The organism is Pseudomonas sp. GW821-FHT10C09, assembly GCF_059415465.1.
Window position 1 is genome coordinate 14,428 of sequence record NZ_JBWKNG010000039.1, and the last position, 21,872, is coordinate 36,299.

Annotated in this window: 26 protein-coding genes; 15 read left to right on the forward strand and 11 right to left on the reverse strand. The window is 60.5% G+C overall.

All coding sequences use genetic code 11. The features are described 5' to 3' along the window. Positions 1-6 precede the first annotated feature (6 nt). Entirely contained in the window at positions 7-540 is a 534-nt protein-coding gene (locus AC07N8_RS28260) for a cysteine hydrolase family protein (RefSeq protein WP_493145464.1), read from the reverse strand. Positions 541-609: 69 nt separating this feature from the next. After that, entirely contained in the window at positions 610-2,337 is a 1,728-nt protein-coding gene (ggt, locus tag AC07N8_RS28265) for a gamma-glutamyltransferase (RefSeq protein WP_483843684.1), read from the reverse strand. A 148-nt stretch (positions 2,338-2,485) separates the two neighbouring features. Here ggt and AC07N8_RS28270 point away from each other — a divergent pair, with 148 nt between their 5' ends. Continuing rightward, a complete protein-coding gene (locus AC07N8_RS28270; protein ID WP_493145462.1) occupies positions 2,486-3,001 on the forward strand; it encodes a methylated-DNA--[protein]-cysteine S-methyltransferase in 516 nt (171 codons plus the stop codon). Between the two features lie 149 nt (positions 3,002-3,150). On the opposite strand, the gene AC07N8_RS28275 is transcribed toward AC07N8_RS28270, so the two are convergent. After that, positions 3,151-3,744, reverse strand: coding sequence for an NUDIX domain-containing protein (locus AC07N8_RS28275; RefSeq protein ID WP_483843682.1), 594 nt, complete (start codon positions 3,742-3,744; stop codon positions 3,151-3,153). Positions 3,745-3,844: 100 nt separating this feature from the next. Then, the gene (locus tag AC07N8_RS28280) at positions 3,845-4,282 is read right to left on the reverse strand and encodes a hemerythrin domain-containing protein (protein WP_140667744.1); all 438 of its coding nucleotides are present in this window, start codon (positions 4,280-4,282) and stop codon (positions 3,845-3,847) included. Between the two features lie 126 nt (positions 4,283-4,408). Between AC07N8_RS28280 and AC07N8_RS28285 the strand changes: the two genes are divergently transcribed. Then, positions 4,409-4,834, forward strand: a complete 426-nt coding sequence (locus AC07N8_RS28285) for a GNAT family N-acetyltransferase (protein WP_493145459.1) — start codon at positions 4,409-4,411, stop codon at positions 4,832-4,834. 136 nt (positions 4,835-4,970) lie between these two features. On the opposite strand, the gene AC07N8_RS28290 is transcribed toward AC07N8_RS28285, so the two are convergent. After that, positions 4,971-5,321 (reverse strand): hypothetical protein, encoded by a 351-nt coding sequence (locus AC07N8_RS28290; RefSeq protein ID WP_123432234.1) that lies wholly within the window; start codon positions 5,319-5,321, stop codon positions 4,971-4,973. Positions 5,322-5,462: 141 nt separating this feature from the next. On the opposite strand from AC07N8_RS28290, the gene AC07N8_RS28295 reads away from it, so the two are divergent. From AC07N8_RS28295 to AC07N8_RS28335, 9 genes are all read left to right on the forward strand, one after another. Beyond that, the gene (locus tag AC07N8_RS28295) at positions 5,463-5,711 is read left to right on the forward strand and encodes a hypothetical protein (RefSeq protein WP_027925145.1); all 249 of its coding nucleotides are present in this window, start codon (positions 5,463-5,465) and stop codon (positions 5,709-5,711) included. Positions 5,712-5,731: 20 nt separating this feature from the next. Continuing rightward, the gene (locus AC07N8_RS28300; protein ID WP_483843679.1) at positions 5,732-6,061 is read left to right on the forward strand and encodes a DUF6388 family protein; all 330 of its coding nucleotides are present in this window, start codon (positions 5,732-5,734) and stop codon (positions 6,059-6,061) included. A gap of 25 nt (positions 6,062-6,086) precedes the next feature. After that, positions 6,087-6,791, forward strand: a complete 705-nt coding sequence (locus tag AC07N8_RS28305; RefSeq protein ID WP_493145455.1) for a YoaK family protein — start codon at positions 6,087-6,089, stop codon at positions 6,789-6,791. A 189-nt stretch (positions 6,792-6,980) separates the two neighbouring features. After that, positions 6,981-7,373 carry a sulfurtransferase complex subunit TusD gene (gene tusD, locus AC07N8_RS28310; protein WP_483843745.1) on the forward strand — a complete coding sequence of 131 codons (393 nt, stop codon included), beginning with the start codon at positions 6,981-6,983 and terminating at the stop codon, positions 7,371-7,373. 1 nt (position 7,374) lies between these two features. Then, positions 7,375-7,737, forward strand: a complete 363-nt coding sequence (tusC, locus tag AC07N8_RS28315) for a sulfurtransferase complex subunit TusC (protein WP_493145453.1) — start codon at positions 7,375-7,377, stop codon at positions 7,735-7,737. Next, positions 7,737-8,030, forward strand: a complete 294-nt coding sequence (gene tusB, locus AC07N8_RS28320) for a sulfurtransferase complex subunit TusB (protein WP_493145451.1) — start codon at positions 7,737-7,739, stop codon at positions 8,028-8,030. The genes tusC and tusB overlap by 1 nt, the downstream gene beginning before the upstream one ends. After that, positions 8,027-8,362 (forward strand): TusE/DsrC/DsvC family sulfur relay protein, encoded by a 336-nt coding sequence (locus AC07N8_RS28325; protein WP_493145449.1) that lies wholly within the window; start codon positions 8,027-8,029, stop codon positions 8,360-8,362. Before tusB ends, AC07N8_RS28325 begins: the two co-directional genes overlap by 4 nt. Next, positions 8,359-9,360, forward strand: a complete 1,002-nt coding sequence (locus AC07N8_RS28330; RefSeq protein WP_493145447.1) for a glycosyl transferase family protein — start codon at positions 8,359-8,361, stop codon at positions 9,358-9,360. Before AC07N8_RS28325 ends, AC07N8_RS28330 begins: the two co-directional genes overlap by 4 nt. Positions 9,361-9,453: 93 nt before the next feature. Continuing rightward, positions 9,454-10,461: a glutathione S-transferase family protein gene (locus tag AC07N8_RS28335; protein WP_493145443.1), complete on the forward strand. Its 1,008-nt coding sequence runs from the start codon at positions 9,454-9,456 to the stop codon at positions 10,459-10,461. Positions 10,462-10,582: 121 nt separating this feature from the next. Here the strand turns inward: AC07N8_RS28335 and cysG are convergent, their stop codons facing one another. The 6 genes from cysG to AC07N8_RS28365 all read right to left on the reverse strand — a co-directional run bounded on the left by cysG (position 10,583) and on the right by AC07N8_RS28365 (position 18,214). Next, complete coding sequence (gene cysG / locus AC07N8_RS28340; RefSeq protein WP_483843672.1) at positions 10,583-11,977, reverse strand: siroheme synthase CysG; 1,395 nt, start codon at positions 11,975-11,977, stop codon at positions 10,583-10,585. Continuing rightward, complete coding sequence (gene serS, locus AC07N8_RS28345; RefSeq protein ID WP_493145441.1) at positions 11,978-13,258, reverse strand: serine--tRNA ligase; 1,281 nt, start codon at positions 13,256-13,258, stop codon at positions 11,978-11,980. Between the two features lie 16 nt (positions 13,259-13,274). Next, on the reverse strand, positions 13,275-13,649 hold the full coding sequence (gene crcB / locus AC07N8_RS28350; protein WP_483843670.1) for a fluoride efflux transporter CrcB: 375 nt from the start codon (positions 13,647-13,649) through the stop codon (positions 13,275-13,277). Further along, positions 13,649-14,971 carry a replication-associated recombination protein A gene (locus tag AC07N8_RS28355; protein WP_483843669.1) on the reverse strand — a complete coding sequence of 441 codons (1,323 nt, stop codon included), beginning with the start codon at positions 14,969-14,971 and terminating at the stop codon, positions 13,649-13,651. The genes crcB and AC07N8_RS28355 overlap by 1 nt, the downstream gene beginning before the upstream one ends. Before the next feature lie 145 nt (positions 14,972-15,116). Beyond that, a complete protein-coding gene (gene lolA / locus AC07N8_RS28360; protein WP_054053642.1) occupies positions 15,117-15,740 on the reverse strand; it encodes an outer membrane lipoprotein periplasmic chaperone LolA in 624 nt (207 codons plus the stop codon). A 68-nt stretch (positions 15,741-15,808) separates the two neighbouring features. Further along, positions 15,809-18,214, reverse strand: coding sequence for a DNA translocase FtsK (locus AC07N8_RS28365; RefSeq protein ID WP_483843668.1), 2,406 nt, complete (start codon positions 18,212-18,214; stop codon positions 15,809-15,811). Between the two features lie 307 nt (positions 18,215-18,521). Between AC07N8_RS28365 and trxB the strand changes: the two genes are divergently transcribed. From trxB to infA, 4 genes are all read left to right on the forward strand, one after another. Continuing rightward, positions 18,522-19,481, forward strand: coding sequence for a thioredoxin-disulfide reductase (trxB, locus tag AC07N8_RS28370; protein ID WP_483843667.1), 960 nt, complete (start codon positions 18,522-18,524; stop codon positions 19,479-19,481). Positions 19,482-19,545: 64 nt separating this feature from the next. Then, positions 19,546-20,226, forward strand: a complete 681-nt coding sequence (gene aat / locus AC07N8_RS28375; protein WP_493145438.1) for a leucyl/phenylalanyl-tRNA--protein transferase — start codon at positions 19,546-19,548, stop codon at positions 20,224-20,226. Between the two features lie 57 nt (positions 20,227-20,283). Continuing rightward, positions 20,284-20,991, forward strand: a complete 708-nt coding sequence (locus AC07N8_RS28380; RefSeq protein WP_123432247.1) for an arginyltransferase — start codon at positions 20,284-20,286, stop codon at positions 20,989-20,991. Between the two features lie 100 nt (positions 20,992-21,091). Further along, positions 21,092-21,310 (forward strand): translation initiation factor IF-1, encoded by a 219-nt coding sequence (infA, locus tag AC07N8_RS28385; RefSeq protein ID WP_002553999.1) that lies wholly within the window; start codon positions 21,092-21,094, stop codon positions 21,308-21,310. Positions 21,311-21,872: the final 562 nt, after the last annotated feature.

A 21,872-nucleotide genomic window follows, 5' to 3' on the forward strand; every position in this document is an offset into this window, starting at 1 on the left:
GTGGCTTCAGATGCGGATTTCCGCCGCTGGCTTCACATCGATCCGCGCCACCGAACCGGTCAGGTGCGCCAGGTCCTTGTTGTGCTCGGCGATGATGTCTTCGGCCGTCGAGTTGCCGTTGTCGACGGTGGAGTGCGCGTCCGCCGCCAGTTCCACGTCGTAGCCCAGTTTCAGTGCCTGGCGCACGGTCGCGTTGACGCAGTAATCGGTTTGCAGCCCACAGATGATCAGGCGCTCGAAGTCCTCTCTCGGCAGCAGTTTTTCAAGATTGGTTTGGTAGAACGAATCTGGGGTGGTTTTGCGTACGTAATGATCCGTGGGCTCGGTGTCCAGGTTATTGGCCAGTTTCCAGCCGTCGCTGCCGTATGCCAGCGGGCCGCCCTCTTCCTCATGTTGTATGAAAACCACCGGCACCTTGGCTATCCGGGCTCGGGTGCTGAGGTGGTTGATGCTTTCGATGACGCGGTTGATCTCAAAGCACTCGTACTCGCCAGAGCACAGCGCCTGCTGGACGTCGATGATTAACAGTGCGGTAGCCATGATTCATTCCTTGAACAATCAATGGATCAGGGAACGAAAATAGATCCGTCCCCTTTCAAACACAACCTCTTAGTAGCCGAGTGACAACCCGGTGTTGCGACGTGGGTCGTTGGCGCCGTAGAAGCGGTTTTTGCCGACCGGTTTGCCTTCCAGCGAAGGCGCGCCGACGAGTATCGCCGCGACGTGGTTGGCGTCCTGTGGCCCGGCAAACTTATGCCCCCAGCTTTCGAGGATCTTCACCGTGTCCGGGCTGGTGGTGAAGGTCTCGAGGTTGGTCTCTTCCGGCAGCCATTGCTGGTGGAAACGCGGGGCGTCCACCGCTTCCTGGATGTTCATGCCGTAGTCGATCACGTTGAGCATGGTCAGCAGGGTGGCGGTGATGATGCGGCTGCCGCCGGGGGTGCCGACGACCATCACGACTTTGCCGTCCTTGGTGACGATGGTCGGGCTCATGGACGACAGCGGCGCCTTGCCGGGCGCGATGGCGTTGGCCTCCCCTTGCACCAGGCCGTACATGTTCGGCACGCCGATTTTCGAGGTGAAGTCGTCCATTTCGTCGTTGAGGATGACCCCGGTTTTGCTGGCCATGACGCCGGCGCCGAACCAGTCGTTGAGGGTGTAGGTCATCGACACCGCGTTGCCCCATTTGTCGACGATGGAGAAGTGCGTGGTGTTGCTACCCTCATGCGGCGCTACGCCGGGTTTGATCTCGCGGGACACGCCGGCTTTTTGCGGCTGGATCGCGGCGCGCAGTTTGGTGGCGTAGTTTTTGTCCAGCAGGTGCGCGATTGGATTCTTCACGAAATCCGGGTCGCCGAGGTAGCTGTTGCGGTCCACATAGGCGTGGCGCATCGCTTCGATCTGATAGTGCATGGCTTGAGCCGAGTGGTAGCCCAGGTCTTTCATCGGGTAACCGTCGAGGATGTTCATGATCTCGCAGATCACCACCCCGCCGGAGCTTGGTGGCGGCGCCGAGACCACGTGATAGCCTCGGTAATCGCACTCGATGGGCGCCAGTTCGCGGGTTTTGTATTTGTCGAGGTCGGCCTGGGTGATGATGCCTTTGTTGGCCTGGCTGGAGGTGACGATGGCGTCGGCGACCCAGCCTTTATAGAAACCGTCGGCGCCCTTCTCGGAAATTTCCCGCAGGGTTTTGGCCAGGTCCTTTTGCACCAGTTTTTGCCCGACCTGCATCGGCTCACCGTTGCTGAGGAAGATCGAGCCGGAGTCCTTCATGTCTTTCTTGAAGACGTCGGTGGCGTAGTCGAGCAAATCGACATCGCCCTGCTCCAGCGCAAAGCCGTCTTCGGCCAGTTTGATCGCCGGGGCGATCACTTCCTTGCGCGGCTTGGTGCCGTACTTGCTCAGGGCCAGTTCCATGCCGGACACGGTGCCCGGCACGCCGACGGCCAGGTGGCCACGGGTACTGAGGTCCGGGACGACATTGCCTTCTTTGTCGAGGTACATGTTGGCGGTGGCGGCCAGCGGGGCTTTTTCACGGAAATCGAGGAAGGTCTTGCGCCCGTCCGCCAGCTGAATGGTCATGAAACCGCCGCCACCGAGGTTGCCCGCTGCGGGATAGACCACCGCCAGCGCATATGCCACCGCGACGCCGGCATCCACGGCGTTGCCGCCGTTCTTGAGCACATCGACCCCCACCTGGGAGGCCAGGTGCTGGGCCGTGACCACCATGCCGTTTTCGGCCGCGACGGGGGCCACGGAGGCGGCGTGGGCAGTCAGGCAGCTAAGCGCCAAGGAGGTCGCGATGAGCGATTTGGCAAAAGATTCGTACTTCATGAGTCGGTCTCTTTTTGTTTTTAGGGTCTGAAAAAGCAGAGAAAACGTTTCAAGAGCAGAAGGCAGTATGGCTCGGATTACACATTGCGCCTCCCCGTCGAGTCAGTATGCTGAGGCTCTGTTCAGCCCTTCTGCGGAGTCCGCCAGCATGACCTACACCTTCACCACCCTGGCGTCTCCGGTCGGCGAACTGAAGCTGGTGGCGAACGGGGCAAGACTGGCGGCCATCCTCTGGGAAAACGACAAACCGAACCGGGTGCGACTGGGCCCGATGCACGAAGCGCTGGACAACCCGATCCTGGTGCGCTCCGTTCAGCAGTTGCAGGAATACTTTGCCGGCACCCGAAACCGCTTCGATCTGGAGCTGGATTTTGCCGGCACGGATTTTCAGAAGAAGGTCTGGCGGGCCCTGCTGACCATCCCGTTCGGCGAGACGCGCAGCTACAGCCAGATTGCCGAGCAGATCGGCAACCCGAGCGCGGTGCGAGCGGTGGGCGCGGCGAATGGCAAGAACCCGATCTCGATCGTTGCACCCTGCCATCGAGTGATCGGTGCGTCGGGGAAGCTCACCGGGTTTGCCGGTGGGCTGGAGGCGAAAGAACGGTTGCTGACGCTTGAAGGGTGCGAGTGGTCAGGCGCCAGCAGAACAGGCGACCTGTTTTGAGCTGACTAACCCGAACTTTGCGGCGAGGGAGCTTGCTCCCGCTCCAGTGCGCAGCGCTGGCAAAAATCTTCGACGATGCCGATGTTTTGGGGCCGCTTCGCAGCCCAGCGCGAGCAAGCTCGCTCGCCACAGGGTTCAGGTTTCAAATCTCAGGCAACGGTGAAAATATTCTTCATCGCAGCGTACTGCAGCAGCATGATGGTCTTGGCGTCGCAGATCTCCCCGCGATAAAACGCTTCAAGTGCCTCATCGAAGGCCCACTCCAGCACCTCCAGTTCTTCGGTCTCTTCCTCCAGCCCGCCGCCCTCGCTGACTTTCGACGTGGCGTCGTACTCGGCAATAAAGAAGTGCAGCTTTTCGGTGACCGAGCCGGGGCTCATGTACGACTCGAAGACCTTTTGCACATGGTGCACGCGGTAACCGGTTTCTTCCTCGGCTTCGGCACGGATGCGTTCTTCCGGTGCCGCCCCTTCGAGCAACCCGGCGGCCACTTCGATCAGCAAGCCGTCATGGCCGTTGACGAACACCGGCAAGCGGAACTGACGGGTCAGCACCACGGTGCGCTGCTCGCGGTTGAACAACAGAATCGCCGCACCGTTGCCGCGGTCGTAGACCTCGCGGGTCTGGCGTTGCCAGTCGCCGTTGTTGCGCTGATAGTCGAAGGTGATTTTCTTCAGCAGGTACCAGTCGTGGGACAACACCTGGGATTCGATAATGTTGACCCGTTCGGCTGTGTTCGCCATGGCACCGCATCCTTTTTCGTGAGAAGCGCCCATGGTAGGCGAAAACGGAAATCTGTGGCGAGGGAGCTTGCTCCCTCGCCACAATAAGGCGCGGAACGCGTCAGGAGAGCTGCGCCTTGTATTCTTTTTCGTACTGGCCGGCGAGGGTTTCTTTCTGTTTGTCATCGAGCAGTTTGCCGGCCATCTGGAAGAACTTCTGCTCTTCCTCTTTCAGGTGGTGATGAACCTTCTCGGCCAACTTCTTCGCGGTCGCCAGCCACGCCGGGCTGGACATCTCGGTCTCGTCCAGCTCCTCCATCATTTCGTCCATTTCGTGGTGCTCGGCGATGGCGTGGCGGCTCAGGTCGACGCCGTTGTCGAACTCCATCAGCGGGATGTAGAAATGCCGTTCCTCGGCGGTTTCGTGGGCCTGGAGTTCGGACTTGAGTTGTTTGTAAGCCTCGACCCGCTCCGGGGTGTCGCCACTGGTTTTGATCAGCGCATCGGCATAGCTGCGTTGGCGCTCGTGGCTTTCACGCAAGGCTTCGAAAATATTCACGGGGTGTCCTCATTGGCCGCGTTCTGAAGTGACGCTGTTTAGGCTAGACATCCGTGCGACGGCGACGGTTCCACAATTGCGGCGCGCACGCTAGGCTGCCGGTTCATTGCCATAAGGATGTCGCTCATGACCCTGCGAATCGAACAATCGCAAAACCCCACGGATGAAGAACGCGAGGCGATCCTCACGCCGTTGCGTGCCTACAACGCGGCACAGGCGGGCCCGGGCAATCCGCAACCGCTGGCCTTGCTGGTGCGCGATGACAACGGCGAGATTCTCGGCGGGTTGTATGGCCGGTTCTTTTACCAGTGGTTGTTTATCGAGTTGCTGTCGGTGCCCGAACAGGCCCGGGGACAGGGTTTGGGCTCGAAACTGATGCAGATGGCGGAAGACCTGGCGCGGGAAAAGGAATGCGTGGGGATCTGGCTGGACACCTTCGACTTTCAGGCGCCTGATTTTTACAAAAGGTTGGGCTACAGCGAGTTGGGCCAGATTGCCGACTACCCGCCGGGGCACAAACGCCACTTCTTCCAGAAGCGCCTGATCAACTAATTAACACCCAAAACCCCTGTGGGAGCGAGCCTGCTCGCGAAAGCGCCGGGTCAGTCAACATTGATGTTGAATGTAATGCCGCTTTCGCGAGCAGGCTCGCTCCCACAGGGGATACTGCGTCAGTTCATGAATCTGATTACAGGCAAGTCGCCAACGCCGCCAGACGGCGCTTGGCCACGAAATCATCATGCTGCGCGTAGTAACTGATCACGGTGCCGGACGCATCCGTGGTCACGTCGATAAAGGATTCGGCCGACCGCGTATAAACCGTCGAACCGCCCTTCTTCCCCGGCTGCAAATACGCGCCAGCATCCACGCCGAACACCGCCTCGTCCTGCCAGGAAAACTGCACGCACTGGGCCACGACCATTTCCGGCTTGTTCGAGTTCAGGGTTTTGTACGGGGTCTTGGTGCGAGCATCGTCCATCACCGAGCCCGCGCATCCCGCCAGCAACGTTACGGCCAGCGCCACCATCAGAATTCGCATTACGTTCGCTCATCAAGAAAAAGCGGACTGTATCACCGTGGCGCGGCGTTTCGTTCTGCTTTACTGCATTTATACCGCGACACCGCGTACCGATTCGCGCACCCTGTCGCGCCATAAACACTGCCTTTTTCTGGAAACCCCATGACACCCAACGCCGAATTCTACAAACCGACCCCTGAATACGCCGACAAGCTGATCAGCCAGATTGGCCAGACACCGTCCTGGATTGCCAAGCGCATCGGCGTTACCGACAAGCGCATCCGTTACATCCTCGACGGCGAACGCACCGTCAAAGGTGAAACCACGCCGATCAAGATGACCTACACCGAGCAGTTCGCCCTCGAATGCCTGGCCGCCGCGGCCAAGGCCAGCAAGAAACAATCTTCGTAACCCGTTATCAAGGAGCGACCATGGCGGCAACCGAACAGCAACACGAGCAGGCGCTGAAGAAGTTTCTCGATGAGCGCCCGGAACTGCGCCACGAACTCGACAATCTCAACCCGCTGTTGGCCCAGGCCAAGGGTGAGACCGCAGCGCAGTACCGTGACGAGCGATTGCACGAAGCCTTCGAAGCCGAGGCCGAACGTCAGGGACTGTTCGCCTGGGAACTGACGCTGCTCCTGACGGCCGCCACACCACAGGACTACGAAGCCCAGCGCCGGGAAGTGCATATCGAAGTCGCGGAGATGGCCGGCATGGATTGGCTGGACTATTGCGAGCTGTACGGGATAAAACCGTAACCACTGTTCAAGGATGCCCGCACAGATGCTGCCTTCCGCCTCCTCAACCCACGCCAGTCCCGGCCACCTGCACACGCAAAAGTGGCGCGGACGCATCGGCATGACGCTGGTGGCCATGCTCTCGGTCCTCGCCGGCATGACCGACGCCATCGGCTTCATGGCCAGCGGCGATTTTGTCTCGTTCATGAGCGGCAACACCACGCGGCTCGCCGTGGCCATCAGCGTCGGCGATCTGGGGCTGACCGGGCGTTTACTGCTGCTCGTGGCCACGTTCATCGTCGGCAACGCCTTGGGCATTGTCGTCAGCCGCCTCGGCGGGCGACGGGCGCTGCCCTTGATGCTAACCATCGCCGCGCTGCTGTGCGCGGCCGCCATCTGGCCTTACGAGGATCAATTGCCCGCGCTGCTGGCCGCGATCATCGCCATGGGCATGCTCAATGCCGCCGTCGAGGAAGTGAACGGCCTGCCGGTTGGGCTGACCTATGTCACGGGCGCCTTGTCGCGCTTCGGACGCGGATTGGGGCGCTGGATGCTCGGCGAACGGCGCAATGGCTGGCGCGTGCAATTGATCCCTTGGACCGGGATGTTTGCGGGGGCTGTGCTTGGGGCGGTGCTGGAACATCATTTGGGGCTTCAGGCGTTGTTTGCCAGCGGGTTACTGGCGGGGGTGCTGGGGGTGGTGTCGTTGAAGATTCCGCGGCGGTGGCAGTTGGGGTACATGCCGCGCTGATTGAAGTGTTGCCTGCCAGGCCGCCTTCGCGAGCAGGCTCGCTCCCACATTGGATCTGTGGCGTTCACAAATCCCCTGTGGGAGCGAGCCTGCTCGCGAAGGCCGCAACTCGGTCCCGAGAGAAATCGCCCTTCGCCGCCCCGCCGATAAAGCTTTATCATGGCCGCAGTTTCGCTGATCGAGTCCGTCATGAAGTTCGCCATCGCGCTGTTTTCCGCTGCCCATGCGCCATCCTCGCGCCGTGCCCTGTTGTTTGCCCAGGCTGCGCTGGCCGGTGGGCATGAGATTGTCCGGCTGTTTTTCTATCAGGACGGCGTCTACAACGCGTCCGGCAGCGTGGTCACCCCGCAAGATGAGCTGGACCTGCCCAAGCAATGGCGCGCGTTTGTCAGCGAGCATCAACTGGACGGCGTGGTGTGTATCGCCGCCGCCCTGCGCCGTGGCGTGTTGAACGAGGAAGAAGCCGGGCGCTATCAGCGTGATGCCGTTGCCGTCGGCGCACCGTGGGAACTGTCCGGCCTCGGCCAACTGCATGACGCGGTGCAGGACGCTGACCGCTTGATCTGTTTCGGAGGCGCGTGAGATGGCTAAATCCTTGCTGATTATCAGCCGTCAGGCGCCATGGTCCGGGCCAAACGCGCGCGAAGCGCTGGATATCGTACTGGCTGGCGGCGCCTTCGACCTGCCAATCGGCCTGCTGTTTCTCGATGACGGCGTGTTTCAACTCACCGCGAAACAGGACGCCAAAGCCCTGCAACAAAAAGACCTGAGCGCCAACCTGCAAGCCTTGCCGATGTTTGGTGTCGAGGAATTGTTCGTCTGCGCGGACAGTGCCGCAGAACGTGGGCTGGACCCTGGCGCTTTCTCGCTGGAAGAAGCCCGGGCGTTGACCGCCCACGATATCACCGCCCTCATTGACCGCTACGACCAGGTGATCACCCTCTGATGTCGACTTTGCATGTGTTGTCTCATTCCCCGTTCGGCGACGATCGCCTGACCAGTTGCCTGCGCGTGATCGGCGCCAACGATGCGCTGCTGCTGAGCGGCGACGCCGTTTACGCCCTACAGCCCGGCACAGCACCGTTCAGCGCGCTGAATACTCGCGACCTGGCACTGTTCGTACTGGCCGAGGACGTTCAAGCCCGCTCCATTGCAACGCCAGTCTGGGCCAATGCCATCGACTACCCGGCCTTCGTCGACCTGTCGATTCACTACGACAAGGTCAACAGTTGGTTATGAATTCCCTGACAGTCGGCGCTCGCGCCATCGAGTTGGACAAGGACGGTTTCCTGGTCGAACTCAGCGACTGGTCCGCTGATGTAGCCTGCGCCCTCGCCGCAGCCGAAGACATCGAATTGAGCCCGGAGCATTGGGAAATCCTCGAACTGCTGCGCCGTTTCTACGCTGAATTCCAGCTGTCGCCAGCCACCCGCCCGCTGATCAAGTACACCGCGTTGAAGCTCGGCCCGGAAAAAGGCAACAGCCTGCACCTGAACCGACTGTTCAAAGGCACCCCTGCCAAACTCGCCGCGAAACTGGCGGGCCTGCCCAAACCGACGAATTGCTTATGACCGACTTCCCAGCGCTGACCCTCGAAACACCCGCCGAGCACCCGTTCGCCCAGTTCGTGCGAATCCTCGGCAAAGGCAAACGCGGTGCCCGCGACCTGACGCGTGAAGAAGCCCGCGAAGCCATGGGCATGGTGCTCGACGACAAGGTCGAAGACACCCAGCTCGGGGCGTTTCTGATGCTGCTGCGGCACAAGGAAGAAAGCGCCGAGGAAATGGCCGGTTTTACCGAGGCCCTGCGTGAGCGTTTGCAGGCGCCGGTCTTGAATGTCGATCTCGATTGGCCAACCTATGCCGGCAAGAAACGCCATCTGCCGTGGTACCTGCTCGCGGCCAAGTGCCTGGCGCAGAACGGCATCCGCATTTTCATGCACGGCGCCGGCGCGCACACGGCCGGGCGGCTGTACAGCGAACAACTGCTGGAAGGGCTCGGCATTCCCTTGTGCCGCAACTGGCAACAGGTGGGCGCAGCACTGGATAACGGCGGCCTGGCGTTCATGCCGCTGGTGGATTGGGCGCCGCAACTGCAGCGCATGATCGACCTGCGCAACACCCTGGGCCTGCGCTCGCCGATCCACTCCCTGACGCGCATTCTCAATCCATTGGGCGCTCGTTGCGGCCTGCAAAGTATTTTCCACCCCGGCTATCAGGCCGTGCATCGTGATGCCAGCGGCTTGCTGGGCGACACGGCGATTGTGGTGAAGGGCGACGGCGGCGAGATCGAGATCAACCCGGACGCCGACAGTCACTTGTACGGCACCACCGGTGGTGAAAGCTGGGACGAAGAGTGGCCGCAACTGTCGGCCCAGCGTCACGTCAAACCCGCCGCTCTCGACCCTGAGCATATGAAAGCCGTATGGCGCGGTGACGTGGTCGACAGCTACCCGCAAATGGCCCTGATTTCGACCATGGCCCTGGCGTTGCGTGGGCTCGGTCAATCCCGTGATCAGGCGTTCGAAACGGCCCAGCAGTATTGGGATGCTCGCGACAGATCGATTTAACCGATCATAACTGCCCAACCTTTGCGCTATTTGTTCGAACTGATGGGCATAGACTCCTCTCCAACGATTTACTGGGTTTGAGGAGTCTTGATCATGGGTTTATTAGTCGAAGGCCGCTGGCAGGACCAGTGGTACGAAAGTGCTAAAGACGGCACGTTCCAGCGCGAACAGGCGCAGCGCCGTAACTGGGTCACCACCGACGGCAAGCCGGGCCTGACCGGTGTCGGTGGCTTTGCCGCCGAAGCCGGCCGCTATCACCTCTACGTGTCCCTCGCCTGTCCGTGGGCGCACCGCACGCTGATCCTGCGCAAACTCAAAGGTCTCGACAACCTGATCGACGTGTCGGTGGTCAGTTGGCTGATGCTGGAAAACGGCTGGACCTTCGACCAGAGCCTGGGCTCCACCGGCGACAAACTCGATCACCTCGACTTCATGCACCAGCGCTACACCGCCGACACCGCCAATTACACCGGCCGCGTCACGGTGCCGGTGCTGTGGGACAAACAGCAGAACCGCATCGTCAACAATGAATCGGCGGAGATCATCCGCATGTTCAACAGCGCGTTCGATGACCTGACCGGCAATGACCTGGACTTCTACCCAGAGCCACTGCGCGCCGAGATCGATGCACTGAATGAGCGGATTTACCCGGCGGTAAACAACGGCGTGTACCGCGCCGGTTTTGCGACGTCACAGCACGCTTATGAAGAAGCGTTCGATGGTTTGTTTGAAGAGCTGGATCGACTGGAGCAGCTGTTAAGCGCCAATCGTTACCTGACCGGCGAATACCTGACCGAAGCGGATATTCGGCTGTTCACCACGCTGATTCGTTTTGACGCGGTGTACCACGGGCACTTCAAGTGCAACCTGCGGCGGATTGCCGATTATCCGAACCTGTCGAACTGGCTGCGCGAGATTTACCAGTGGCCGGGGATCGCCGAGACGGTGAGTTTTGAACACATCAAGAATCACTACTACGGCAGCCACAAGACCATCAACCCGACCGGGATCGTGCCGAAGGGGCCGGCGCAGGACTTCACCGTGGCGCATGACCGGGCGCGGTTGAGTGGGAAAGGGGTTTGGCGCAGGAACCAGGCTTGATCGTAGTTCTGCATTGATTTTGAGGGCCCCTTCGCGAGCAGGCTCGCTCCCACATTGGATCTGTGTCGTTCACTAATCCCCTGTGGGAGCGAGCCTGCTCGCGAAGGAGGCGACTCGGTATTCAGACTTGCGCCTGAGCACCCTCGAACCACGCCAGTTTCTCGCGCAGTTGCACCACTTCCCCAACAATCACCAACGTCGGCGCATGCACTTCATGCTCCGCCACCAGCCGTGGCAGGTCCGCCAACGTGCCGGTAAACACCCGCTGATTAACCGTGGTGCCCTGCTGAATCAACGCCGCCGGGGTATCCGCCCCGCGACCGTGCTTGATCAACTGCTCGCAGATGACCGGCAAGCCCACCAGGCCCATGTAGAACACCAGTGTCTGCGCCGGCGCGACAAGGTCGGCCCACGGCAGATCGGTGGAACCGTCCTTTAAATGCCCGGTGACGAACCGTACCGACTGCGCATAGTCGCGGTGAGTCAGCGGAATCCCGGCATACGCCGCGCAACCACTGGCCGCCGTGATGCCCGGCACCACCTGGAACGGAATGCCATGGGCCGCCAGTTCTTCGATCTCTTCACCGCCGCGACCGAAGATGAACGGATCACCGCCCTTCAACCGCACCACCCGCTTGCCAGCCTTGGCCAGATCGACCAGTTGCTGGTTGATCTGATCCTGCGGCACAGCGTGATCGGCGCGGCGCTTGCCGACGTAGATCCGCTCAGCATCACGACGGCACAGCTCCAGAATCGCCGGGGCCACCAAGCGGTCATACAGCACCACATCGGCTTGCTGCATCAGGCGCAAGGCGCGGAATGTCAGCAGGTCCGGATCACCCGGCCCTGCCCCGACCAAATACACCTCACCGGTGGTGACATCCGCTTCGCCGTCGATTTTCGCCTGCAACAGACGCTCGGCTTCGGCGCCCTGCCCGGCCAGCTGCCGGTCAGCGATCGGGCCTTGAAAAACGTCTTCCCAGAACCCGCGACGCTGCTGAACATCCGGAAACAGGCCTTTGACCTGATGGCGAAAACGCGCCGCCAAACCGGCCAGTTGACCGTAGGTGGAAGGAATCCAGGTTTCAATCTTGGCGCGAATCAACCGTGCCAGCACCGGCGCATCGCCGCCGCTGGAGACCGCAATAATCAGCGGGGAACGATCGACAATCGCCGGAAAGATCACGCTGCACAGGGCCGGCGCGTCCACGACGTTGACCGGCACACAGCGCCGATGGGCATCGGCGGACACTTGCGCGTTCAACAGCTCGTCGTCGGTGGCGGCAATGATCAGCCCGCAACCGTCCAGATCCGTTTCGACATAACCGCGTAACAGGCACTCGCCACCGCTGCCGGCCACCAGTTCGCGCAGTTGCGGTTCGATTTCAGGTGCAACCACCCGCAGCAGCGCACCGGCATCGGCCAGCAGGCGGGATTTGCGCAAGGCAATCTCCCCCCCACCGACAACCAACACACGACTGCCGCGCAGGTTGTGAAACAGCGGCAGATAGTTCATTTAGCCGATGACCTCAAGGCCACCCATGTACGGCTTCAGCACGTCAGGCACGCGGATCGAACCGTCGGCCTGCTGGTAGTTCTCCAGCACCGCCACCAGGGTACGACCGACTGCCAGGCCGGAGCCGTTCAGGGTGTGGACCAGTTCAGGCTTGCCGGTTTCCGGGTTGCGGAAACGCGCTTGCATGCGACGGGCCTGGAAATCGCCGCAGTTGGAGCACGACGAAATCTCGCGGTACTTGTCCTGGCTCGGAATCCACACTTCCAGGTCGTACGTCTTGACGGCGCTGAAGCCCATGTCGCCGGTGCACAGCGCCAGGGTGCGGTAAGGCAGTTCCAGCAGTTGCAGGACTTTCTCGGCGTTGGCAGTCAGGCCTTCCAGCGCTTCCATCGAGCTCGACGGCTCAACGATCTGGACCATTTCAACTTTGTCGAACTGGTGCTGACGGATCATGCCGCGGGTGTCACGACCCGACGCACCGGCTTCACTGCGGAAGCACGGGGTGTGAGCCACGAACTTGATCGGCAGCAGTTTCGCATCAACGATTTCGCCAGCAACGATGTTGGTCAGCGACACTTCGGCAGTCGGGATCAGGTACAGATCGGCTTCGCCTTCGCGAGCGATTTTGAACAGGTCTTCTTCGAACTTCGGCAGTTGACCGGTGCCTTGCAGCGCCGGGGCCTGGACCAGATAAGGCGTGTAGGCCTCTTCGTAGCCGTGCTCGGTGACGTGCAGGTTGATCATGAACTGCGCCAGGGCGCGGTGCAGACGGGCAATCGGGCCGCGCAGCAGGGCGAAACGTGCGCCGGACAGCTTGGCGGCGGTTTCGAAGTCCAGCCAGCCGAACTTCTCGCCCAGGGCCACGTGGTCCTGAACCGGGAAATCGAACGCGGTCGGAGTGCCCCAGCGGCGGACTTCGACGTTGCCGTCTTCGTCTTCGCCAATCGGCACCGATTCGTGCGGCAGGTTCGGGATGCCCAGCAGGATCGAATCCAGATCGGTCTGGATCGCGTCCAGTTCGACTTTACCGGCGCTCAATTCGTTGGCCATGCGCTCGACGTCCGCCATCAGTGGCGCGATGTCTTCGCCGCGCTGCTTGGCCTGACCGATGGATTTGGAACGGGCATTACGCTCAGCCTGCAGTGCTTCGGTGCGGGTCTGGACGGTCTTGCGCTGTTCTTCCAGCGCTTCGATGCGCGCAACATCCAGCGCGTAGCCACGGGATGCCAGGCGGTCCGCTACGTCCTGAAGGTTGCTACGTAACAGTTTGGAATCGAGCATGTCGGTTTCTCGTTTATCAAAGTTTGGTCAAGGACAGGCCGGCCCAGGTGGCAAGCAGCCCGCCGAATACGCTGAGCGTCGCATAGCCCAAGGCCAGCGGCACTTGCCCGCTTTCCAGCAAGCGCACCGTATCCAGTGAAAAGGATGAAAAAGTCGTCAGCCCTCCGAGGAAGCCGACGATCAACCCGGCACGCACCTCAAGCGGCACTTCCGGGCGTATCAAAAACAGACCGTAAAGAACGCCGATCAGCAAACAGCCCACGATATTAACGGCCAGCGTCGCGGTATAGAAGTGCCGCGGCCAATTAGCGTTGATCCAGTTTCCGGTGGAAAAACGCAACAGCGTGCCGGCGACACCGCCGATGGACACCGCGATGACCAATGGAATCACTATTTTCTCCGCTGCCGGGGGCTTAGTCGGTCAAGTTGGGCGAGGTGATTGAGCTTCTCGCCGATCTTCAATTCCAGGCCACGCGGCACTGGCTGGTAGAACGGCTGCGGTTCAAGTTCTTCCGGGAAGTAGTCTTCGCCCGCGGCGTAGGCATCCGGCTCATCGTGGGCGTAGCGGTATTCGTCGCCGTAACCGAGTTGTTTCATCAATTTGGTCGGGGCGTTGCGCAGGTGCAGCGGCACTTCCAGCGAACCGTGTTCGGTGGCGCTGCGCATCGCAGCCTTGAAGCCCATGTACACCGCGTTGCTTTTCGGCGCGCAGGCCAGATACGTGATGGCCTGGGCCACCGCCAATTCACCTTCGGGGCTGCCGAGGCGCTCCTGCACTTCCCACGCCGCCAGGCACAGGCTCAGAGCGCGGGGGTCAGCATTACCGATGTCTTCGCTGGCCATGCGCACCACGCGCCGGGCCAGGTACAGCGGATCGCAACCGCCGTCGATCATCCGCGCGAACCAATACAGCGCGCCGTCCGGGTTGGAGCCGCGCACCGATTTATGCAGCGCGGAAATCTGGTCGTAGAACGCTTCGCCGCCCTTGTCGAAACGCCGACGGGTATCGCCGAGCAGACTTTGCAGCAGATCGGTGCCGATCTCGCTGTTGTCGTCGGCCAGGTCCGAGGCGTTTTCCAGCAGATTGAGCAGCCGCCGGCCATCGCCATCGGCGGCGGACAACAGCATCTGGAAGCCTTCGTCGCTGAGTGTCAGCTGGCGCTTGCCCAGGCCACGCTCCTCGGTCAGTGCGCGATGCACCAGTTTGCGCAGGGCCGCTTCGTCGAGGCTCTTGAGCACATAGACGCGGGCCCGGGAGAGCAAGGCGTTGTTGAGTTCGAACGAGGGGTTTTCGGTGGTCGCGCCGATGAAAATCAGCGTGCCGTCTTCAACGTACGGCAGGAACGCATCCTGTTGGGACTTGTTGAAGCGGTGCACTTCGTCGACGAACAGGATCGTACGTTTGCCGTACTGCCCGGCCTGTTGTTTGGCGATTTCCACCGCCTGACGGATTTCCTTCACGCCGGCCAGCACTGCCGAGACCGTTTCGAAGTGCGCGTCCGAGACTTCCGCCAGCAACCGTGCCAGGGTGGTTTTGCCCACGCCCGGCGGGCCCCAGAAAATCATCGAATGCAGGGCACCCTGCTCCAGCGCTTCGCGCAAAGGCTTGCCGCGAGCGAGCAGGTGTTCCTGACCGACGTACTCGTCCAGATTGGCCGCACGCAGGCGGGCGGCCAAGGGCTGAGCAATCGGGGCGCTGCGAAACAGGTCCATCACTACTTGCGAAACCTCACTATTTGAACACCGCGGGACCCTGTGGGAGCGAGCCTGCTCGCGAAAGCGGCGTGTCAGACAACATTGATGACACTGACACTCCCCCTTCGCGAGCAGGCTCGCTCCCACAGTTGATCGATCGGCGTTACTCCTGGATCACGTCCGCACCCTTGGGGATATCGAACTTGAACTTGGATGCCGGGATCGGCTCGTTGGCCTTCACGCCGGTGAACAGGATATTGGTGCGCTGACCGACGCTGTCGATCAGTTGCATGTCGTTGACCAGACCGTTACGGAACGACAGACGCAGGCTGTCGAACAGGGTGTCCTTGGTTTTCGGCTTCAGGGTGAAGTCGATCACGCCGCCGGCTTCCTTGGCGCTGATGTCGAAGCTCTGGCTGATCTTGGACACGTCACCGGACAGCAGCAGCGCCGGGGTCTGGGTCAGACGCAGGTCGAGGGTCTTGATGGTGACTTGTTCCAGGTCCGGGTCCCACAAGGTCACTTTCTTACCGTCGGACACCATGGTTTGTTCGGCCGGCGCATTGGTGTGCCAGTAGAACAGGCCTGGACGCTGCAACGACATATCACCAGCGGTTTCCTGCAATTGGGTGCCACTGCCATCAAGCGTCAACTGGGAGAAACGCGCGGTCAGGGTCTTGGATGTTTCGAGCAATTGGGTCAGGCGCGCCACGTCCTTGTCATCGGCGTGGGCCGAAAGCGTGGTCAAAGCCAGAACCGGCAGCAACAACATGCGGATAAGACGCATGGGAGTCCTCTTGATATTCGTGGGGGGTGCGAGTGGCGCGTCACTGCGCCACCCTGCTTCAAATCAAATCAGTCGCGTACCGGGCCAGGCGCCAGGACTTCACGCGAACCGTTGGTGTTCATGGACGTCACGACCCCGGCCATTTCCATGGCTTCGATCATGCGTGCGGCGCGGTTGTAGCCGATTTTCAGCTTGCGCTGAACAGCCGAGATGGACGCGCGACGGCTTTCGAGGACGAACTGCACTGCCTCGTCGTAGAGCGCATCGGTTTCCGCATCATCGTCACCACCACCGCCGCCATTCTCAAAGCCGCTGCCGGCCTCTTCGACACCGGCGAGAATCTCGTCGTTGTATTCCGGCGCACCGCGCAGTTTCCAGGCTTCCACCACGCGGTGAACCTCGTCATCGGACACGAACGCGCCGTGTACACGAATCGGCAGACTGGTGCCCGGCGGCATGTAGAGCATGTCACCGTGACCCAGCAGTTGCTCGGCGCCGCCCTGGTCGATGATGGTCCGGGAGTCGATCTTGCTCGATACCTGGAACGCCATACGCGTCGGGATGTTGGCCTTGATCAAACCGGTGATCACGTCCACCGACGGACGCTGGGTCGCCAGGATCAAGTGGATACCGGCAGCACGGGCCTTCTGGGCGATACGGGCGATCAGTTCTTCAACCTTCTTGCCGACGATCATCATCATGTCGGCGAATTCGTCGACGACCACGACGATGGTCGGCAGCTTGGTCAGCAGTGGCGCTTCGTCGTGAATGCTTTCGCGCTTGTACAGCGGGTCGGTCAACGGCGTGCCGGCGTCCTGGGCTTCTTTGACCTTGGCGTTGAAGCCGGACAGGTTTCGTACGCCCATCTTCGCCATCAGTTTGTAGCGCCGCTCCATCTCCGCCACGCTCCAGCGCAGGGCGTTGGCCGCGTCCTTCATGTCGGTCACGACCGGGCACAGCAAGTGCGGAATGCCTTCGTAGATCGACAGCTCAAGCATTTTCGGGTCGATCATGATCAGCTTGGCGTCTTCCGGGCCAGACTTGAACAGGATCGACAGGATCATCGCGTTCACGCCCACCGACTTACCGGAACCGGTCGTACCGGCCACCAGCAAGTGCGGCATTTTTGCCAGGTCAGTGATGACCGGCTTGCCGCCGATGTCGTGACCGAGGGCCAGGGTGACCGGCGACTTGAAGTTGTCGTACTCGGGGGTCGACAGCACCTCGGAGAAGCGCACGATCTGCCGGTCTTCGTTGGGGATCTCGATACCGACGGTGGTCTTGCCGGGAATCACTTCAACCACACGCACACTGGTCACGGCCAGGGAACGCGCCAGGTCTTTCGCCAGGTTGGAGATGCGGCTGACTTTCACGCCTGCCGCCGGTTGAATTTCGTAACGGGTAATCACCGGGCCCGGGTGAATCGAATCCACCGAGACTTCGACGCCGAACTCCTTGAGCTTGATTTCCAGCAAATGGCCAACCGCAGCCAGGGATTCGGGCGAGTAATTGAGTTGTTTCTTTTCAGCCGGGTCGAGAATCGAGATCGGCGGCAAGGTGCCTTCCACGGCGCTGTCGACGAACAACGGCGCCTGTTTCTCTTTCTCCACACGCTTGCTCGGTGCCGAGGGTTTCGGCGGCGCGGGGGCGATGACTGGCGGAACCTGCTTCTCGCGCTCCGACATGTGCTTGCTCAGGGCCTGCTCGCGTTCGATCAGGCGTTCCTTGACCTTGGCCTGCTCGCGCTTGTCGGTGACAGTCGGTGCGACCACGTCATGTACGCGATCGTCGACTTCACGCAGTTGCGCCACCAGTTGCTTGCGTTCGGTACGGGCCGCCCACCAGCGATTGGCCGCGCCCTGGAACAGCTCGAACAGGTCGAGGGTAATCTTGCCCGTGACGTCCATCACCTTGAACCACGACAGGTCGGTGAACACCGTCAGACCGAACAGGAACAGCGCGATAAACAGCAGCGTGCTGCCCTGGATGTTCAGCGCGTTCTTGGCCAGGTCGCCAAGGCTTTCGCCCAGCGCGCCGCCAGCACCGGCCGGAAGGCCTGTGGCCGCATGGAAATGGATGTGCGCCAACGCAGCGCCAGACAGCACCAGAAACACCAGGCCGATCAACCGCCAGGAGAACAGCCAGCCGCTCCACTGCCACGGTTCGTGGCGCTGACGGAAGATCTGATAGACCTTGACCGCGAGCAGCAACGGGAAGATGTAGGCGAAATAACCCAGCACCATGAACAGGATGTCGGCGCTGTAGGAACCGGCGGGGCCGCCGAAATTCTGCACGTCATCAATCTTGCTGTTGTGGCTCCAGCCCGGATCGTCCTTGCCGTAAGTCAGCAAGGCCATCATCAGGAACAGGCACAAGGCGCCAATGGCGATCAATGCACCTTCCTTGAGCCGGTAGTGCAAATGCTGGCGCCAGAGCGGAACGACTGTTTTGGGTGCTGCGGTGGATTTCTTCAAAACGCTTCTTTTCCTGCGCCCGAGGCGCGTCCATCTGTTGAATGACTATAAAAACTGCCCAATCCAGGCAGGTAAAAAAGTGAACAGGCGCAACCGGGACTACTTTTAACACTGCACCGCGTCTTTTATAAACACGGTGAGCATTGCTTATTTTGTTACAACCCCCTTTGCACGCAGGCATTGTACGGGTTTGTTCGCTCGATAACATGCGTGAAGCACTGGGTACAGCATAGCCAAAAAGTGCCGGGATACGCGGCCAATTTGAGCATGCATTCTCTTTCGTGACAAAGGCTTATGAGGTGTTTTTATGAGCGAAGCGAAGCATTCACGCCTGATCATTCTGGGTTCCGGCCCTGCCGGTTACAGCGCAGCCGTTTATGCCGCCCGCGCCAACCTCAAACCCGTTGTCATTACCGGCATGCAGGCAGGTGGCCAGCTCACCACCACCGTCGAAGTCGACAACTGGCCCGGCGACGTCGAAGGGCTCACCGGCCCGGTGCTGATGGAGCGCATGCAAAAACACGCCGAACGCTTTGACACAGAGATCGTTTACGACCACATCCACACCGCCAAGTTGCAACAGCGCCCATTCGAACTGATTGGCGACGGCGGCACTTACACCTGCGACGCCCTGATCATCGCCACCGGCGCTTCGGCGCAATACCTGGGGCTGCCTTCGGAAGAAACGTTCGCCGGCCGAGGGGTTTCCGCCTGCGCGACCTGCGATGGCTTTTTCTACCGCAATCAGGTGGTGGCAGTGGTCGGCGGCGGCAATACTGCCGTTGAAGAGGCCTTGTACCTGTCGAACATCGCCAAGGAAGTCCATCTGATTCACCGTCGCGACAAGCTTCGCTCGGAGAAAATCCTCCAGGACAAGCTGTTCGAGAAAGCAGCCAACGGCAATATTCGCCTGCACTGGAATCAGAATCTGGATGAAGTGCTGGGCGATGCCAGCGGTGTGACCGGCGCCCGTCTGCGCGACAGCCTGACCGGCGAAACCCGTGAATTGGCGCTGGCCGGCGTCTTCATCGCCATCGGCCACAAACCCAATACCGATCTGTTTATCGACCAACTGCCGATGCACGACGGTTATCTGCGGGTCAAAAGCGGCAACGAAGGCGACGCCACCGCTACCACAATCCCCGGCGTGTTTGCCGCCGGCGATGTCGCCGATCACGTTTACCGCCAGGCCGTCACTTCAGCCGGGGCCGGATGCATGGCCGCACTGGACGCCGAAAAATACCTCGACGACATTCCCACCGTTTAACGGCACACTTTACGGCGGGCCCACCAGCCCGCCACCGCCCTCCCCTTCTGCAAGCCCGGATGCCATGCTGACTTGGTTACAACGCAATACCCTGACCTTTCCCCCGCTGGAAAAAGCCATGCGCGACCCCAACGGGCTCCTGGCTGCCGGGGGCGATCTGTCTGCCGATCGTCTGATTCAGGCCTATCGCCACGGCTGCTTTCCATGGTTCTCCGAAGGCCAGCCGATTCTCTGGTGGTCGCCGGATCCGCGCACCGTGTTGTTTCCCGACGAACTGCACGTTTCCCGCAGCCTGGGCAAATTGCTGCGCCAACAGCGCTTTCAAGTGACCTTCGATCAGGATTTTGCCGCCGTCATCCGCGCCTGCGCCGCGCCGCGTGATTACGCCGATGGCACCTGGATCACCCAGGCCATGCAGGACGCTTACATTGAACTGCACCGGCGTGGCCATGCGCATTCGGTGGAAGTCTGGGATCAGGACGAGCTGGTCGGCGGGCTGTACGGGCTGGCGATGGGGCAACTGTTCTTCGGCGAGTCCATGTTCAGCCGCGCCGACAACGCCTCCAAATTTGGCTTTGCCACACTGGTGCGACATCTGAAAGACTCGGGTTTTGTGCTGATCGACTGCCAGATGCCGACCGATCATCTGCATAGCCTTGGCGCACGAGCGATCCCACGCCGTGAATTTGCCGGTTACCTGGCGCAGCACCTGGATCAACCCAACCGCGCCACATGGGTTTGCTGAGCGACTTTCGCGCGGGTGGCTTACACTTAATTCAAAGCTTTTTCCCGAGGGTTGATCATGACCGAGTTGGCGCGTTTGAAGTTCTATGCCACTCAGCCCCACTCTTGCAGCTATCTGCCAGATGAACAGGCCACAACCCTGTTTCTCGACCCTAGCCAGCCCATGGATGTGCATGTCTATGCAGATTTGTCTGAAATGGGTTTTCGGCGCAGCGGCGACCACCTCTACCGGCCTCATTGCCAGAACTGCAACGCGTGCGTCCCGGCGCGCATTCCTGTGGCGCAATTCACCCCCAACCGCCAACAGAAGCGCATCTTCAAACGCAATGCCGACCTGCAGGTTCGCCCGGCCAGGGCGCAATTCAGCGAAGAGTATTTCGACCTCTACCAGCGCTACATCGAACAGCGCCACGCAGATGGCGACATGTACCCGCCGAGTCGTGATCAGTTCTCCACGTTCCTTGTGAGGGATCTGCCGTTCTCGCGTTTCTACGAATTTCGTCTCGAAGGGCGGCTGCTGGCGGTGGCCGTCACCGACTTGTTGCCGAACGGTCTGTCGGCGGTTTACACCTTTTACGAACCGTCCGAGGAGCGTCGCAGCCTGGGGCGTTTCGCGATTCTGTGGCAGATCGGCGAGACCCGGCGCCTTGGACTGGAGGCTGTCTACCTCGGCTACTGGATCAAAAACTGCAAAAAGATGAGCTACAAGACCCAATATCGGCCTATCGAACTGCTGATTAATCAACGCTGGGTCATCCTGAACTAGAACCCCTTGGCTTAAACCCCATTTTTCGGGCACAATGCACGCCGCTTTTGCCTGGCGCAGTTGCACCGGGCCATTCATTGGACACCGAGGGCTTTACTGCATGTCGAAAGAAGACAGCTTCGAAATGGAAGGCACTGTCGTCGACACCCTGCCCAACACCATGTTTCGTGTGGAGTTGGAAAATGGGCACGTCGTAACCGCGCATATCTCCGGCAAGATGCGCAAGAACTACATTCGTATTCTTACCGGTGACAAAGTGCGCGTCGAGCTGACGCCCTATGACTTGAGCAAAGGGCGCATCACTTACCGCGCTCGCTAATCAAGTCAATACAAAACGCCCGGTTTATGCCGGGCGTTTTTGTTTGTCTGCGATTTGGCGGGGTTTTGGATTATTGGGTTCTTGGGTTTTGGGTGTATATCCGTTGCTGCGGTGATGGCTGAATATGGTTTCGCTCTTACAGCGAGTCCCTTTTTCAAACGCCAAAAAGGAACCAAAAGGCTTTGCCCCGGCGTACGGCACTTCGCTAAGGCTCAGTGTTCCCTCGCTACGGTATCCATCAGGGGACATCGCCTACGGTCTGCTTCGCTACGACCTCATCTCGATGTGTTCGGCTTCGCCGAACGGCGCTACGCGCCTGATCCCCTGATGAACACCTACGCTCGGCCTGCCGAAGGGGCAAAAGATCAAAATCAAGATCAACGTCAAAAGCCAAAGCCAAAGCCAAAGCCAAAGCCAAAGCCAAAGCCAAAGCGAAAAGCTTCGCGAGCAGGCTCACTCCCACAATGAAACGGTGTACACCCGCCGCTTCTCACCACTCAACAGGCCGAGCGTTAGCTCGCCTGCAGCTTTTGATCTGCCCGCCCCTTCGGGAGGCTGAGTG

Excerpts from the sequence above, each read along its gene's own strand:
- AC07N8_RS28260 (WP_493145464.1), bottom strand. The coding sequence starts at position 540 with ATGGCTACCGCACTGTTAATCATCGACGTCCAGCAGGCGCTGTGCTCT.
- ggt (WP_483843684.1), bottom strand. The coding sequence starts at position 2,337 with ATGAAGTACGAATCTTTTGCCAAATCGCTCATCGCGACCTCCTTGGCG.
- AC07N8_RS28270 (WP_493145462.1), top strand. The coding sequence starts at position 2,486 with ATGACCTACACCTTCACCACCCTGGCGTCTCCGGTCGGCGAACTGAAG.
- AC07N8_RS28275 (WP_483843682.1), bottom strand. The coding sequence starts at position 3,744 with ATGGCGAACACAGCCGAACGGGTCAACATTATCGAATCCCAGGTGTTG.
- AC07N8_RS28285 (WP_493145459.1), top strand. The coding sequence starts at position 4,409 with ATGACCCTGCGAATCGAACAATCGCAAAACCCCACGGATGAAGAACGC.
- AC07N8_RS28290 (WP_123432234.1), bottom strand. The coding sequence starts at position 5,321 with ATGCGAATTCTGATGGTGGCGCTGGCCGTAACGTTGCTGGCGGGATGC.
- AC07N8_RS28295 (WP_027925145.1), top strand. The coding sequence starts at position 5,463 with ATGACACCCAACGCCGAATTCTACAAACCGACCCCTGAATACGCCGAC.
- AC07N8_RS28300 (WP_483843679.1), top strand. The coding sequence starts at position 5,732 with ATGGCGGCAACCGAACAGCAACACGAGCAGGCGCTGAAGAAGTTTCTC.
- AC07N8_RS28305 (WP_493145455.1), top strand. The coding sequence starts at position 6,087 with ATGCTGCCTTCCGCCTCCTCAACCCACGCCAGTCCCGGCCACCTGCAC.
- tusD (WP_483843745.1), top strand. The coding sequence starts at position 6,981 with ATGAAGTTCGCCATCGCGCTGTTTTCCGCTGCCCATGCGCCATCCTCG.
- tusC (WP_493145453.1), top strand. The coding sequence starts at position 7,375 with ATGGCTAAATCCTTGCTGATTATCAGCCGTCAGGCGCCATGGTCCGGG.
- tusB (WP_493145451.1), top strand. The coding sequence starts at position 7,737 with ATGTCGACTTTGCATGTGTTGTCTCATTCCCCGTTCGGCGACGATCGC.
- AC07N8_RS28325 (WP_493145449.1), top strand. The coding sequence starts at position 8,027 with ATGAATTCCCTGACAGTCGGCGCTCGCGCCATCGAGTTGGACAAGGAC.
- AC07N8_RS28330 (WP_493145447.1), top strand. The coding sequence starts at position 8,359 with ATGACCGACTTCCCAGCGCTGACCCTCGAAACACCCGCCGAGCACCCG.
- AC07N8_RS28335 (WP_493145443.1), top strand. The coding sequence starts at position 9,454 with ATGGGTTTATTAGTCGAAGGCCGCTGGCAGGACCAGTGGTACGAAAGT.
- cysG (WP_483843672.1), bottom strand. The coding sequence starts at position 11,977 with ATGAACTATCTGCCGCTGTTTCACAACCTGCGCGGCAGTCGTGTGTTG.
- serS (WP_493145441.1), bottom strand. The coding sequence starts at position 13,258 with ATGCTCGATTCCAAACTGTTACGTAGCAACCTTCAGGACGTAGCGGAC.
- AC07N8_RS28355 (WP_483843669.1), bottom strand. The coding sequence starts at position 14,971 with ATGGACCTGTTTCGCAGCGCCCCGATTGCTCAGCCCTTGGCCGCCCGC.
- lolA (WP_054053642.1), bottom strand. The coding sequence starts at position 15,740 with ATGCGTCTTATCCGCATGTTGTTGCTGCCGGTTCTGGCTTTGACCACG.
- trxB (WP_483843667.1), top strand. The coding sequence starts at position 18,522 with ATGAGCGAAGCGAAGCATTCACGCCTGATCATTCTGGGTTCCGGCCCT.
- aat (WP_493145438.1), top strand. The coding sequence starts at position 19,546 with ATGCTGACTTGGTTACAACGCAATACCCTGACCTTTCCCCCGCTGGAA.
- AC07N8_RS28380 (WP_123432247.1), top strand. The coding sequence starts at position 20,284 with ATGACCGAGTTGGCGCGTTTGAAGTTCTATGCCACTCAGCCCCACTCT.
- infA (WP_002553999.1), top strand. The coding sequence starts at position 21,092 with ATGTCGAAAGAAGACAGCTTCGAAATGGAAGGCACTGTCGTCGACACC.